A 14,380-nucleotide genomic window follows, 5' to 3' on the forward strand; every position below is an offset into this window, starting at 1 on the left:
TTATCAACAAGATATGCGTCATTTCGGCCCGTTTGAGCCGTTCGATACGATCGTTATTTTTTGTGATTCACTCAATTATTTATTGGAAGATGACGATGTCGTCGCCACGTTTTCGCGCGTATATGATCAATTGCGTCCGGGCGGACTGTTTTTATTCGATGTCCATTCTTTATTTAAAATGGAGCATATCTTTTTGCAGAAAGAGACGTTTGCAAGTAATGATGAACAAGTAAGTTATATATGGAATTGTTACTCGGGTTCACGGCCACATAGTGTTGAACATGAGCTGACGTTTTTCGTTCAACTAGAGGAAGGTGTATATGAGCGAGTAGATGAAATGCACGTGCAGCGGACGTACGATGTGGCGCAATACGAAACGTGGCTAAAAGATGCAGGATTTCGCTTGTTGCACGTATGGGCCGACTTCACAGAACAAGAACCGACAAAGGAAAGTGAGCGCATCTTTTTCATTGCGCAAAAATAACATTCGTCCCAAAAGCATGTGCTTTTGGGACGTTTTTTTATCAAAACAGCAGGATTTTTTCAGTTAATGGCGAATATTATCGATTTGTTGGCGCACCTTCTCTGTTTCTTCGTAAAACTTTTCGTGTGTTTTTTGAAAAATATGGACGAACAAGTCTCCCACTTCTTTTTCTAGCACGTCAATGCCAGCCCCGGTAATGCCACCTTTGACGCATACTTTTTCCTGCAATGTTGGTAATGTATACAATTGTTGTTCAAGCAACGCACCTAGCCCGATGATCATTTCCGTCGCTAACGTCGTCGCTTGTTCTTTTGTAATGGGTGTTTGTTGCACTGCTGCGTCAATAAATTTTTGAATTAAGTAGCTAAAAAAAGCGGGGCCGCAACTTGCCAAATCAGAGGCGATGCGCGTAATAGGCTCGTCTACGTATATTGGACGAGAAATAGAGCGAAACATGTGTTCAACCGTCGTCCGATACTCGTCTCGGCAACGGTCGCCTACAGTAATTAAAGAGCTTCCAGCAAGTGCGCGGTTCGTAATGCTCGGGATGACGCGAATGACATGACAAGGAACGAGCGATTCAAGCTGCTGAACAGAAATTGGGCTCGTAATGGATACAATGCAGTGCTCATCCGTTAAGAGCGGTTGTAATTGTTTTAACACGATCGGCATATGTAGCGGCTTTGTGCAAAGAAAAATGATCGTTGCTCGCTTTACTACTTCTTCGTTCGTTTTAAGCACATGTATATTCGGATAGCGTCGTTGCATGTTGTACGCTTTTTCAAGCGTTCGGTTCGTAATAAATAGTTGTTCTTGCTTTACTGCATTTCCGTTCATGAACGATTCAATTAAAATCGTTCCCATATTTCCTGTTCCAATAAATCCTATATTCAACGGTATTCCCCCCTTATCCGTCACCACTATACGTCATATGTATGCGACAACGATCCTTTTTATGAAAGGGTGAAAGCATGAAATGGATAAAAACGTATGAACGTTGGGTGTATATCGCGATTATTGTGATCGGGGCGGTCATATGGGGCGCGCAGCAAGAAGAAACGACGATCGAGCCGCTACCGTTAGAACAACAAGAACAGCAAGAACAACAAGAGGAGAAAAAAGAAGAGTTGTCCATTGTCGTCGATGTGAAAGGAGCAGTGAAACGAGTTGGTGTATATGAAGTAGCGCCGGAAAGCCGAGTTCGTGACGTCATCCAACTCGCAGGAGGATTCACAGATGAAGCGGATGAGACGAAAGTTAATTTGGCGATGAAAGTGCACGATGAGATGGTGATTTATGTACCAAAGAAAGGAGAGGAAATAACGACAGAATCGGCAACGATGAACGATGCAAGTCGCTCGAGTGCAAAAATCAACATTAATACAGCGACGGCAGAACAGCTGCAAACGTTAGACGGCATCGGTCCCGCGAAAGCGTCGGCTATTATTGCGTATCGCGAGGAACACGGTCCATTTCAAAAAGTGGAAGATTTATTACATGTGAGTGGGATCGGCCAAAAATCGCTTGAAAAAATAAAAGAACAAATTGTCGTCCGATAAAATTGGCGATAAACTAAAAGCATAATGGACAAGGGGGAGAAACGAGTGGAGCGAATTACATGGGATCAATATTTTATGGCACAAAGCCATTTATTAGCGCTGCGGAGCACGTGCACGAGACTCGCGGTCGGAGCAACGATTGTGCGCGACAAGCGAATAATTGCAGGAGGTTATAACGGTTCGATCGCAGGCGGTGCGCACTGCATGGATGAAGGATGTTATGTGGAGGATAACCATTGCGTGCGTACAATTCACGCCGAAATGAACGCGATTTTACAATGCGCAAAGTTTGGTGTGCCAACAGAGGGGGCAGAGATATACGTCACTCACTTTCCGTGTCTACAATGTTGTAAAGCCATTATTCAAAGTGGAATTCGAGCAGTTTATTATGCGAACGATTATAAAAACCATCCGTTTGCGTTACAGCTGTTTGAACAAGCAGGTGTTAAAGTGCAGCACGTTCCGTTTGATGTCGAATCCATTCCGACATTTTTGCATAAAAAGGGGAGATGACGTATCGTTTATGCGGCGATGGCGGCCGTCTTGGCCGTCTTGTCTATGTTGACGAAATCCGTCGTTTGTTTTGTGCTGTCGTTTATTTACTTCGCCTTTTTGTTTTGGCGCAAGCGAAAGCAATGTTTTACTTATGTCAGCTGTTACTTATTTTTTTCGGTGTGGAGCCATTGGATTCATCAGCACAATGTGACGACGCTTTCAGGAAACGAAACGGCGCTCGTTGTTCGATTTATTGCTCCGATTTATGTTGATGGCGATCGAGTTAAGACGGTCGTTCAATGGCAAAATGAACGGCTGAAATTGATTTATCGTCTCCGTACGGAAGAAGAAAAGCGACAATGGGCCGAATGGCAAATAGGGACAACATGTTCACTCCAAGGGATGCTTGAGCGGCCTTCTTTGCCGACTAATCCGTATGCCTTCAATTATCGCCGCTATTTATTTCACCAACGCATACATTGGATTGTTCGTCCGACTTCACTCGAACGTTGTATGCGCGCCAACATCACATGGATGGAGCGGCTTCAGACGATTCGTCAAGACGGTATTCGCTACATTCAAAACCATTTTCCACACGATGTCGGTGCGTTCATGCAAGCGCTCATTTACGGTGAGCGAAGCGATATTCATCCTGCGGTTCTTTCGAGTTATCAAAAGTTAGGATTAATTCATTTACTCGCTATTTCAGGTTTGCATATGACATTGCTTGTCGGCGGTTGTTTTTATTTGTTCATTCGCTTCGGTATGACGAGGGAACGAGCGAGCACGGTTTTATTATTATGCATTCCGTTGTATGTCATTTTAGCAGGTGCTGCCCCGTCGGTCATGCGTGCAGCAATTATGACGATCTGCTTTCTTCTCGCTTCTTCTCGCCTTCGCACGCTCGATGCGTTAAGCGTGTCTTGCCTTCTTTTATTAGCGAAAGACCCGTACATCATTTTTCATCTCGGTTTTCAGCTCTCTTTTCTCGTTTGTTTTGCATTAATTATTTGTTCTCCGTGGATTCAAAGCGGTCGATCATTTGTTTATCAACTACTTATGACCTCGTTTGTTGCGCAAGTTAGTACGCTACCGATTTTACTTTACCATTTTTATGAAATATCCCTTTTATCTATTCCGTTAAATGTTATTTTTGTTCCACTTTATACATTCGTCATTTTGCCGCTTTCCTTTTTAGCGTTGTTTATACACGCATATGTGCCGTTCGTCATATACGTGCTGACATTCGTCATTGAACGTACGAATGCGCTTGTTGTTGCTCTTTCAGACGCGTTCATGCTTACTCTCGGTCGCCCACCAACGTGGCTTATGATCGCCTACGTCATTGCGATATGTGTTTTTTTCCTCTCGTTTGAACAGCAGCGAGCGGTCATGTTTCGCTTTTTATTTGCCGTCGTTATCGGTGTCCATTTCGTTTTGCCGTTTTTTCGTCCGAACGGTGAAGTTGTCATGTTAGACGTCGGTCAAGGGGATAGTATATATATCGAGCTACCGTATCGAAAAGCAGTCTATCTCATTGATACCGGAGGAACGATGTCATGGGTGGATGAGCCGTGGAAAGAGCGCAAACAGTCGTTTCGTGTCGGAGAAGATGTCATCGTTCCATTTTTAAAAGCAAAAGGGGTGCGGACGATTGATGCGCTTATTGCGACACATGGCGATTTCGATCATATCGGGGATGCGGGAGATGTATGTCGTGCGGTTCGCGTAAAAACGTTGGTCGTCGGGATAAAAAAGGAGCGAAGCGATTTAGAGCAAGCGCTTATTTCCCAAGCGATAAAAAATGGTGCGCGCGTGCAAGTCGTGCAGAGTGGTCATCGTTGGAAGGTGGGGAATGCGCAATTTCACATTATTTCCCCATTCGGGAATGAAACGACGGAAAATGATCGTTCTGTCGTGGTGTATGCATCTATAGGAGGGGTATACTGGTTATTTACTGGGGATTTAGAGGAAGGTGGAGAGCGGCAACTTATACGCACGTATCGCTCATTGCCCGTTGACATATTAAAAGTTGGACATCATGGGAGTAAAACATCAACTTCTGAGTTTTTTTTACGGCATATTCGTCCGAAAGTGGCGTTCATTTCAGTCGGTCGCCGCAATCGATACGGTCATCCGCATCGTGAAGTCATTGCCCGTTTGCGCGATCACAACGTTCGTATATTTCGCACCGATGAACACGGAGCCATCGTCATTCGTTTTCGTGAGCGGATAAGCACCATTCAGACGTTTTCACCATAATATGCAAGAAAAAAGAGACTGCACGCAGCAATCTCTTTTTGTTGTTCATTACGCACCGAAAAACTTCACAAGTGTGGCAATAATGAACATTGTGGCGAAAAAGCCGAATGATACGATGAAGCCAACAGCCGAGTCAACGGCATCGTTGCGCGTACATTGAACGCTTTTTTCAAATTCGTTCATGACCATCCCTCCTATGTTCTCATCCATTAGTATAAGGGAAAAAAGAGAGAAAATCTACATCGTTGACAACAGTTGTCACAAATAGTTCCCGGCAGATCGGATAAGATAAAGATACCCGTTGGATAAACGAGTTCCTAGGGCTTGTTTTCCAGCGTTTAAATAAATGGGGGTTGGCGATTTTCATCTGCTAACTCCCTTGTAAAATGCTCCGAAACGTTGTATGTTCTTTAGAGAAAGTGGATGAAGAATGGGGAAGAGAACATGGAGCAGCTATATGTCATTTATGGCACGGAGCATTTTTTAATTAAACAAGCGTACGAACAGATTGTTCGCCGAGCGTTGTCGGATGAAGAGCGGGAGTGGAATGTTAGTACATACGATTGCGAAGAAACACCGATTGAAGTGGCGCTTGAAGATGCAGAAACGCTTCCGTTTTTTGGTGAGCGGAAAGTCGTTGTCGTGAAGCAGCCGTATTTTTTAACGGCGGAAAAAGGAAAAGACAAGGTTGAGCACGACGTCAAGCGGCTAGAGGCTTACATCGAGCGGCCAGCGCCATTTTCGAGCGTCATTTTTGTCGGGGCGTATGAGAAGCTAGATGAGCGTAAAAAAGTGACGAAAGCGTTATTAAAGAAAGCGAATGTCATCGTTGCCAAGCCGCTCAATGAAAAAGAATTAAAACAATGGCTGAAAGGGCAATGTCAAATCGATGACGACGCAATTGATACATTGCTTACGTTAGCAGGGACGGACTTAGCTACGCTAGCAAACGAAATCGAAAAGCTTATGCTTTTTGCCGAACATCGCGCCATTACGGCGAACGATGTCCGTTTGCTTGTATCGCGGACGCTTGAACAAAATGTGTTTACTCTCGTCGAACAGATGGCGAAGCGAGACGTTCCAGCCGCGCTACAAACGCTTCAAGATTTACTGAAGCAAAACGAGGAGCCGATTAAGCTTGTCGCATTGCTAGCGAGCCAGTTTCGTCTCATTTACGAAGTGAAGGAACTGATGAAAAAAGGATACGGCCAACAACAAATGGCCTCGATGTTAGGTGTCCATCCGTTTCGTGTGAAAGTGGCGGCTGGTTATGCCGGTGGGTTTTCCGAACAGCAGCTTATGCGTATATTATACGATTTGGCAGAAACCGATTATGCGTTAAAAAGTAGCGCGACGGACAAGCAGCTGTTGTTACAGTTGTTTTTCTTAAAGTTAGAGCGGTAGCGTTTCACTACCGCTTTTGTTGTAGTGCATGAACATCAATGATATAGCAGCCGTCTTCGTCGGTTGTGACGATGTCTTGTTGTTTCAGTTGACTTAACGCGCGGCTTACCGTTTCGCGCGCTGTTCCGATCATGTTGGCTAATTCGCGAGTCGTTAGCGGTGCTTTTAAGCGATAGCGGCCGTTGACGTATGTGCCGTTTGTTTTTGCTAATCGAATGAAAAGTCGAGCTAATTGTTCCGCTGTATTATGGAAAGCGAGCTCTTCTAAATGAGTTTGCAATTCAATGATTTTTTCTCCCATCACGCGAAACAACTTGACGCACAATTGTGGGTAACAAATAAGCGTTTGTTCAAATTGCTCAATCGGGATGACGATGAGCGTCGTTTCGCTCATCATTTCTGCATGTGCAGGGTATGCGCCGTGCCGAAAAAAGCCGGTATGTGGAAACATATCGCCTTCTTGTAAAAGGGAGACAATTTGTTCCTTTCCGTTCGTATCAGTTTTATAAATTTTTACCATTCCACGAGCGATGAAAAAGACGCGGTCGAGCGGATCTCCTTGCATAAATGCGAGCGTTTTCGGTTGATATGTCCGAACTGTCGCAATATGTACAATGGTGTCTAACTCTTGATCGGATAGATGAGAAAATAATGAAATCGCCTTTAAACGCTCTTTTGCCCAATGGAACATATATATCCCCTCCCGAAACGAAAAAACAGCTTGCCGCGTATGACAAGCTGTTTTTTCATTATGCTGTAATGCTGTTTAATTTTTTCGCTAAACGTGATTTATAGCGATTTGCAGCGTTTTTGTGGATTAAGCCTTTGCTAGCTGCTTTGTCGATTTTTTTCGTTGCAAGTACGAAAGCTTCTTTCGCTTTTTCCACGTCTTTTAATTCAACAAGCGCTTCAAACTTTTTGATTGCTGTGCGCATTGCTGATTTCATAGATGCGTTATGAGCGCGACGCTTTTCGCTTGTTTTTGCACGTTTAATTGCAGATTTAATGTTTGCCATCTTTTTCACCTCCGTTAACCGATCGCAAATATATACGTTCAATACGCGACAGTTCGATGAACAATAAGAACAAGTGATATTCTACCAAACTGCTCTTAATTATGCAATAGGGCAAAGCCGGAAAAGTGCGATTGTATGAAAAAGGAGAGAAATGGATAAAACAAATGATAAAAAAACATGGAGGAAACAGTATGATCGACTTGCGACCATATAGTGTTCGAACGGACTTGGCGATTGAAGCGCACGAAATAGCGATTGAAGAACGGCTGCAAAACGAGCAACAAACATCGCTCGAAGGAGTATATATTCGCGATTGGGAAGAAGATGGCATCCACTTTTCATTTGTGGAAGTAACGGAAGAAGGAGAAAAAACGTTAGGAAAAAAGGCTGGGAAATATTTAACGATTGAAGCGCAAGGCATTCGAACGCAAGATACAGATTTGCAGCAAAAAGTAGAAAAACTGTTCGCTAAACATTTTTATTCGTTTTTACAACAACTTGGCATTCCGAAAGAAGCGAGCTGTTTAGTCGTTGGATTGGGGAATGCAGAAGTCACACCTGATGCGCTCGGTCCGCTTGCTGTATCCAATTTAGTTGTGACGCGTCATTTGTTTCAGTTGCAGCCAGAAAGCGTTCAAGAGGGCTTTCGATCCGTGAGTGCGCTCGCTCCCGGGGTGATGGGGATGACAGGAATTGAAACGAGCGATATTATTGCAGGCATTGTAGAAAAAATTAAACCTGATTTTATCGTAGCGATTGACGCGCTAGCTGCACGTTCAATTGAACGAGTAAACGCCACTATTCAAATTTCGGATACCGGTATTCATCCGGGTTCAGGAGTTGGAAACAAACGAAAAGAACTTAGCAAACAAACGTTAGGCATTCCTGTTATTGCGATTGGTGTACCGACTGTTGTCGATGCGGTATCGATTGCAAGCGATACGATCGATTTGCTTTTAAAACATCTCGGACGGGAGATGAAAGAAGGAAATCGGGCAGCTCGCGCTCTTGCCCCAGCTAGTCTCGTGTTCGGAAAGAAAAAAAGGTTAACGGAAGAAGATTTACCGAGCGAGGCAGATCGTTCTACTTTTTTAGGAATGGTTGGCATGCTTCAAGAGGAAGAAAAGCGGCGGTTAATTTACGAAGTGCTTGCCCCAATCGGTCATAATTTAATGGTCACCCCAAAAGAAGTCGACTTATTTATCGAGGAGATGGCGAACATATTAGCTAGCGGTTTAAATGCAGCTTTACACGGCCGCATTGATCAAGAAAATGTCGGGGCATATACGCATTAGTTTTTCGTTCTATCTTTCAAAGCTTTGTCATAATGATAGAGTAGACAAGCTTTGAAAGGGTGAAATAGACATGATGGTAACGGTTGATGGGACGAGTATAAAAAAATGGATCATATTTATTTTGTTTTTGTTTATAGGAACAATTACCGTTGTCGCTACGATGACAGCGACATCAACATATCGTCTTTCTTCTTCTTCCGTGCATGAAGTTGCACATCGTTTTTCAACAGAATCGCTTGTGCATTTACTTTCGTTTGAAAATGTATATTTTCGCCAAACGTTGCCGAAAGAAAAACGACAGTTACCTTATTCGACATATTTTTTCGAAATGACGACGAGCGTAAACTTTAACGATCCGCGCAGCTTACTTGGACGGGAGCTCCCCGGCTTTTCATTGTACGATAGCGAAATTATTTTGGCGGGTGAAGGAACGAACTTTACAAACATTCCGTACGAATCTCCACCACCTTTAGAAGTGTTGCTTGCAGAGCGCGAAGCTGCACAAGAACAGCTTCAAGAGGAAGAAACTCCGCCAGCTCCTGCTCCTTCACAAACGACAGGGGGAAGGAAGGTTGTTTATATATACCATACGCATACACAAGAATCGTATTTGCCGGCGTTAAAAGGGGTGACAAATCCAAACTTCGCCCACCATCCGACTGTGAATGTGACGAGAGTGGGGAAAAAGCTCGGGGAAGAATTAGAAAAGCGCGGAATCGGTACAGTTGTTGATACGACTGACTTTATAGGCAAATTGTTAAAAAACAATATGCCGTATTACCAGGCATACGACATGTCGCGTAAAACGGTTGTTGAAGCGATGGCGAACAATCGGGATGTTCAATATTTGATCGATATTCATCGAGATTCTCGTCGCCGCAATGATACGACCGTAACAATTAACGGCGTCGACTATGCGAGGGTGTCATTTATTATCGGTGGAGAAAACGCGAAATATGAAAAAAATTTGCAACTTGTCACGAAATTACATGAGTTACTTGAAAAAAAATATCCTGGATTGAGCCGTGGAACGTTTGAGAAAAAAGGTGTTGGCACGAACGGAAAGTTTAATCAAGATTTATCCGAAAACGCCATTTTAATTGAATTTGGTGGTGTCGATAACACGTTTCCAGAGTTGTATCGAACAGTAGCCGCTGTTGCCGATGTGTTTAGTGAATATTATTGGCAAGCAGAAAAAGTGAATGCGCCGCAACAAGCAGAAAAAAAGTAGGTGAGTACGATGGTGAAATTTACAATTCAAAGTTTACTCATCGCCGTCATTTTTTTAGTTGGCGTGTTGCTCGGCATGCAACAAGCGAATGAAGGAATGCGCAAAATGAAAGGGTATAACGACCCGTCGCTTGAACGAGCTGTACATGTATCAAAAAATGAAACGATTGTGCTCGGACAATCGCTTGAACAAAAAAAAGAAAAACTTCAACAAATCGAAACGTTTAACGTGTTTTCGAAGGTAGGACAACAGCTTGCCACCTTTATACATTCGCTCATTCAACATATGCTTTCATTTACACAAAGGGCCGGATAACAATCGGCCTTTCTTTTTTACGTTGAATATTACGAACGTTGTTGCTATAATCAAAGCTAGCGTATTTCGGATGTTATAGGAGTGGAACATAGATGAATCGTGAAGAAAGATTAAAAAGAAGGGATCGCATTCGCAACTTTTCCATTATTGCACATATCGACCACGGCAAGTCTACCCTTGCCGACCGCATTCTTGAAAAGACGGGTGCGCTATCTGAGCGCGAGATGAAAGATCAAGCGCTTGACTCGATGGAGTTAGAGCGTGAGCGTGGCATTACGATTAAATTAAACGCCGTCCAGCTTCGCTACAAAGCGAACGACGGCAACGATTACATTTTACATTTAATTGACACACCGGGACACGTCGACTTTACGTACGAAGTATCTCGTAGTTTAGCGGCGTGTGAAGGGGCAATTTTAGTCGTTGATGCTGCCCAAGGCATTGAAGCTCAAACGTTAGCGAACGTATATTTAGCAATTGATAACAATTTAGAAATTTTACCAGTCATTAATAAAATTGACTTGCCAAGTGCAGATCCTGAACGTGTTCGTCAAGAAATTGAGGATGTGATCGGTCTCGATGCATCGGAAGCGGTGTTGGCATCAGCGAAAGTCGGTATCGGGATCGACGAAATTTTAGAACAAATCGTTCAAAAAATTCCTGCTCCATCTGGTGACCCGGATGCACCGCTTAAAGCGCTCATTTTCGACTCGTTGTACGACCCGTATCGCGGCGTCGTCGCATACATTCGTGTCGTTGAAGGTACAGTTAAAGCCGGCCAAAAAATTAAAATGATGGCGACAGGAAAAGAATTTGAAGTTGTTGAAGTCGGGGTGTTCACACCGAAAGCGAAAGTCGTGGACGAACTAACAGTTGGGGATGTAGGTTATTTAACGGCTTCAATTAAAAACGTCAGCGATACGCGAGTAGGGGATACGATTACGCACGCAGACAATCCAGCAAGCGAGCCGCTTCCAGGGTATCGTCGATTAAACCCGATGGTGTTTTGCGGCTTATATCCAATCGATACGGCGCGCTATAACGATTTGCGTGAGGCGCTAGAAAAGCTACAGTTAAACGATGCTGCGTTGCAGTTTGAGCCGGAGACGTCGCAAGCGCTCGGTTTCGGTTTCCGATGCGGCTTTTTAGGGCTTTTGCATATGGAAATTATTCAAGAGCGTTTAGAGCGCGAATTTAATATTGACATTATTGCAACAGCGCCAAGCGTTGTTTATAAAGTATATTTGACGGACGGAACGGAATTAGCTGTCGATAACCCGTCAAACATGCCTGATCCGCAAAAAATTGATCGCGTAGAAGAGCCGTATGTGCGCGCGACCATTATGGTGCCAAACGATTACGTCGGACCTGTCATGGAACTATGTCAAAAGAAGCGCGGCATTTTTGGCGATATGCAATATTTAGACGAGCGACGTGTGACGTTAACGTACGAATTGCCGCTCGCAGAAATTGTATATGATTTCTTCGACATTTTAAAATCGAGCACAAAAGGATACGCATCGTTTGACTATGAATTAATTGGTTATAAACCATCGAAGCTTGTCAAAATGGACATTTTATTAAATGGGGAAAAAGTCGACGCCTTATCGTTCATCGTTCATCGCGATTCAGCATATGATCGCGGAAAAGTGATTGTTGAGAAATTAAAAGATTTAATTCCGCGCCAACAGTTCGAAGTGCCTGTTCAAGCAGCCATCGGAAATAAAATCATTGCACGTTCAACGATTAAAGCGCTCCGTAAAAACGTATTAGCGAAATGTTACGGGGGCGATATTTCCCGTAAGCGGAAGTTGCTTGAGAAGCAAAAAGAAGGGAAAAAGCGCATGAAACAAGTGGGCTCGGTGGAAGTGCCACAAGAAGCGTTTATGGCTGTTTTAAAGATGGACGACCAAAAATAAAACCGCAGAATGTTTCTGCGGTTTTTTATATAGAAAGGGGTGAAACGGATGATTCAAGCTGCGTATATTCACATTCCATTTTGTACGCACATTTGTCATTACTGTGATTTCAATAAAGTATTTTTACATCAACAACCGGTCGATGCGTACATAGATGCGTTGATCGTCGAAATGGAACGGACGTTTGAGCGCGTTCCGACATCGCAACTCCAAACGGTATTTATCGGGGGAGGAACGCCGACGTCGCTTACCGCCAAACAGCTCGATCGACTGTTAGGAGCTATTCACCGCATCGTCCCAATCGCTTCAAATGTTGAGTTGACAATTGAGGCGAATCCAGATGGAGTAAGTGATGAACAGCTGCACGTATGTAAACATTGGGGAGTTAATCGCCTAAGTTTTGGGGTACAAACGTTTACAGATGAGCTATTGCAGCGCATTGGACGCACGCATACGAAAGAAACAGCGATTGAGACAATTGAGCGAGCGCACAAACTTGGTTTTTATAACATCAATATCGATTTAATGTACGCATTGCCGACCCAAACGCTCGATCAACTAAAAGAGACGTTGCAACTGACATTTTCTTTACCGATTCAACACGTTTCGGCGTACTCATTAATTATCGAGCCGAAAACGGTATTTTATAATTTGATGAAAAAACGAGCGTTGTCGCTACCAAGTCAAGAAGAAGAAGCTCATATGTATGAGATGGTCATGGAGCAGATGGAGAAGCATGGGTATAACCAATATGAACTAAGTAATTATGCACAAGAAGGATGGATTAGCCGTCATAATATGACGTATTGGAATAACGAGCATTACTACGGATTCGGGGCAGGGGCGCATAGCTATGTAAACGGAGTGAGATATGTAAACGCTGGACCGATTAAAAAATATATCCAACTCATTGAACAAGGTCAACTTCCGCATGTGCACACACATATCGTTTCAAAAGAAGAGCAAATGGAAGAGCATATGTTTCTTGGATTGCGAAAAACGAAAGGGGTAAATAAGCAACAATTTTTACAACGTTATGGAAAAACGGTCCATGACGTCTTTTCCGATGCCATTATGTTGCACAAAAGAAATGGATTACTTGATGAAACAGATGAAGCTCTCTTTCTTACGCATCGCGGTAAATTGCTTGGCAATGAAGTATTTCAATCGTTTCTTGGCGTTTCATCTTGACATGACCTGTTCAATTTGATACCTTAATAGTAGATTTAGCACTCGCTTCATTAGAGTGCTAACAGAGGTGATGAGCATTGCTGACAGATCGCCAATTGTTAATTTTAAAAGTGATTGTTGATGAGTTTATTCGTTCAGGGCATCCTGTTGGTTCACGGACGTTATCGAAGAAGGAGGATATTACGTTTAGCTCTGCCACCATCCGCAACGAAATGGCGGATTTAGAGGAACTTGGGTTTATTGAAAAGACACATATTTCGTCTGGTCGCGTTCCGTCCCAAAAAGGATACCGTTATTATGTCGATCACTTACTGCCGCCTGTTCGGCTAACAAGTGAAGATATTCAAACGATTCAATCCATTTTTCATGAGCAAATATATGAATTGGAAAAACTCATTCAAAAATCGGCACAAATTTTATCTGATTTAACGAACTATACGACCGTCGTTCTCGGTCCTTCGGTCAAGGAACATAAGCTAAAGACGATTCAAATCATTCAGCTCCATGCGGATACTGCTGTTGCGATCATTGTGACGGATACAGGATATGTCGAAAAGCATGTCGTGACGCTCCCGCCGTCTATTGCGCCATCCGATGTAGAGAAGATGGTAAACATTTTAAACGAGCGGTTGACGGGCGTGCCTTTAGACGAATTAACCGATAAAATTCAAACGGAAGTTGCGCACATTTTCCGTGAACACATCCAAAACTACGATCACATGTTGCGTATGATCGCTTCGTCCTTAGATTTAAATGCGCCTGCGCAAATGTTTTTAAGCGGAAAAATGAACATGCTCCGTCAGCCAGAATTTAGTGATATTAATAAGCTTCGCGCGTTATTTAACGTCATTGAGCACGAAAAAGAATTTTATCGCTTGTTAAGAAAGCATAAACAACAAGGTGTTCAAGTGAAAATTGGTACTGAAAACGATGTGGAAGGAATGGAAAATTGCAGTTTAATTACTGCCACATATTCCGTCGGTGGCGAAAAGCTCGGTACGATTGCAGTGCTTGGACCGACACGCATGGAATATTCCCGCGTCATTTCTTTATTGAATCTTGTCGCGAACGATTTATCGAAGGTATTGACGATGTGGTATCAAAAATATTAGCGATGTCAATATTATGGATGGGGATTTTCCCCATCCGCTTTTCAAGTATTTGAGGGAGGTGAGAAGATGGAGAAAGAACAGCGTACATATGATGAAA

15 protein-coding genes are annotated in these 14,380 nt (G+C 43.3%); 11 read left to right on the plus strand and 4 right to left on the minus strand.

Annotated features, from left to right (window positions below):
- A partial coding sequence (locus V7Z64_RS07365) for a class I SAM-dependent methyltransferase (RefSeq protein ID WP_334109915.1) occupies positions 1 to 484 on the plus strand: 484 nt, incomplete at its 5' end.
- A 63-nt stretch (positions 485 to 547) separates the two neighbouring features.
- Here V7Z64_RS07365 and comER read toward each other — a convergent pair.
- Positions 548 to 1,378 carry a late competence protein ComER gene (gene comER, locus V7Z64_RS07370; protein ID WP_297989119.1) on the minus strand — a complete coding sequence of 277 codons (831 nt, stop codon included), beginning with the start codon at positions 1,376 to 1,378 and terminating at the stop codon, positions 548 to 550.
- Between the two features lie 77 nt (positions 1,379 to 1,455).
- Here comER and V7Z64_RS07375 point away from each other — a divergent pair, with 77 nt between their 5' ends.
- From V7Z64_RS07375 to V7Z64_RS07385, 3 genes are read left to right on the plus strand one after another with little or no spacing between them, the layout of a single operon-like run.
- The gene (locus V7Z64_RS07375) at positions 1,456 to 2,043 is read left to right on the plus strand and encodes a helix-hairpin-helix domain-containing protein (protein ID WP_297989122.1); all 588 of its coding nucleotides are present in this window, start codon (positions 1,456 to 1,458) and stop codon (positions 2,041 to 2,043) included.
- Positions 2,044 to 2,088: 45 nt separating this feature from the next.
- Entirely contained in the window at positions 2,089 to 2,556 is a 468-nt protein-coding gene (locus tag V7Z64_RS07380; RefSeq protein ID WP_297989125.1) for a ComE operon protein 2, read from the plus strand.
- An 18-nt stretch (positions 2,557 to 2,574) separates the two neighbouring features.
- Positions 2,575 to 4,800, plus strand: a complete 2,226-nt coding sequence (locus tag V7Z64_RS07385) for a DNA internalization-related competence protein ComEC/Rec2 (RefSeq protein ID WP_297989131.1) — start codon at positions 2,575 to 2,577, stop codon at positions 4,798 to 4,800.
- A 48-nt stretch (positions 4,801 to 4,848) separates the two neighbouring features.
- Here the strand turns inward: V7Z64_RS07385 and V7Z64_RS07390 are convergent, their stop codons facing one another.
- Entirely contained in the window at positions 4,849 to 4,983 is a 135-nt protein-coding gene (locus V7Z64_RS07390) for a YqzM family protein (RefSeq protein WP_297989134.1), read from the minus strand.
- A 240-nt stretch (positions 4,984 to 5,223) separates the two neighbouring features.
- Between V7Z64_RS07390 and holA the strand changes: the two genes are divergently transcribed.
- The gene (gene holA, locus V7Z64_RS07395; RefSeq protein ID WP_442885090.1) at positions 5,224 to 6,204 is read left to right on the plus strand and encodes a DNA polymerase III subunit delta; all 981 of its coding nucleotides are present in this window, start codon (positions 5,224 to 5,226) and stop codon (positions 6,202 to 6,204) included.
- Positions 6,205 to 6,211: 7 nt separating this feature from the next.
- On the opposite strand, the gene V7Z64_RS07400 is transcribed toward holA, so the two are convergent.
- Together V7Z64_RS07400 and rpsT are read right to left on the minus strand one after the other, a co-directional pair.
- Complete coding sequence (locus V7Z64_RS07400; protein WP_297989139.1) at positions 6,212 to 6,895, minus strand: Crp/Fnr family transcriptional regulator; 684 nt, start codon at positions 6,893 to 6,895, stop codon at positions 6,212 to 6,214.
- Positions 6,896 to 6,953: 58 nt separating this feature from the next.
- Positions 6,954 to 7,220, minus strand: a complete 267-nt coding sequence (gene rpsT / locus V7Z64_RS07405; RefSeq protein ID WP_003393873.1) for a 30S ribosomal protein S20 — start codon at positions 7,218 to 7,220, stop codon at positions 6,954 to 6,956.
- Positions 7,221 to 7,411: 191 nt separating this feature from the next.
- Between rpsT and gpr the strand changes: the two genes are divergently transcribed.
- From gpr to hrcA, 6 genes are all read left to right on the plus strand, one after another.
- A complete protein-coding gene (gene gpr, locus V7Z64_RS07410; RefSeq protein ID WP_297989142.1) occupies positions 7,412 to 8,515 on the plus strand; it encodes a GPR endopeptidase in 1,104 nt (367 codons plus the stop codon).
- 70 nt (positions 8,516 to 8,585) lie between these two features.
- Positions 8,586 to 9,746, plus strand: a complete 1,161-nt coding sequence (gene spoIIP, locus V7Z64_RS07415; protein ID WP_297989144.1) for a stage II sporulation protein P — start codon at positions 8,586 to 8,588, stop codon at positions 9,744 to 9,746.
- Between the two features lie 9 nt (positions 9,747 to 9,755).
- Complete coding sequence (locus V7Z64_RS07420; protein WP_297989147.1) at positions 9,756 to 10,061, plus strand: YqxA family protein; 306 nt, start codon at positions 9,756 to 9,758, stop codon at positions 10,059 to 10,061.
- A 92-nt stretch (positions 10,062 to 10,153) separates the two neighbouring features.
- On the plus strand, positions 10,154 to 11,980 hold the full coding sequence (gene lepA, locus V7Z64_RS07425) for a translation elongation factor 4 (RefSeq protein WP_219985096.1): 1,827 nt from the start codon (positions 10,154 to 10,156) through the stop codon (positions 11,978 to 11,980).
- 48 nt (positions 11,981 to 12,028) lie between these two features.
- Entirely contained in the window at positions 12,029 to 13,171 is a 1,143-nt protein-coding gene (gene hemW, locus V7Z64_RS07430; protein WP_297989152.1) for a radical SAM family heme chaperone HemW, read from the plus strand.
- A gap of 77 nt (positions 13,172 to 13,248) precedes the next feature.
- Positions 13,249 to 14,283 carry a heat-inducible transcriptional repressor HrcA gene (hrcA, locus tag V7Z64_RS07435; RefSeq protein WP_297989155.1) on the plus strand — a complete coding sequence of 345 codons (1,035 nt, stop codon included), beginning with the start codon at positions 13,249 to 13,251 and terminating at the stop codon, positions 14,281 to 14,283.
- Positions 14,284 to 14,380: the final 97 nt, after the last annotated feature.

The organism is Anoxybacillus sp., assembly GCF_036834105.1.
Classification (GTDB): domain Bacteria; phylum Bacillota; class Bacilli; order Bacillales; family Anoxybacillaceae; genus Anoxybacillus.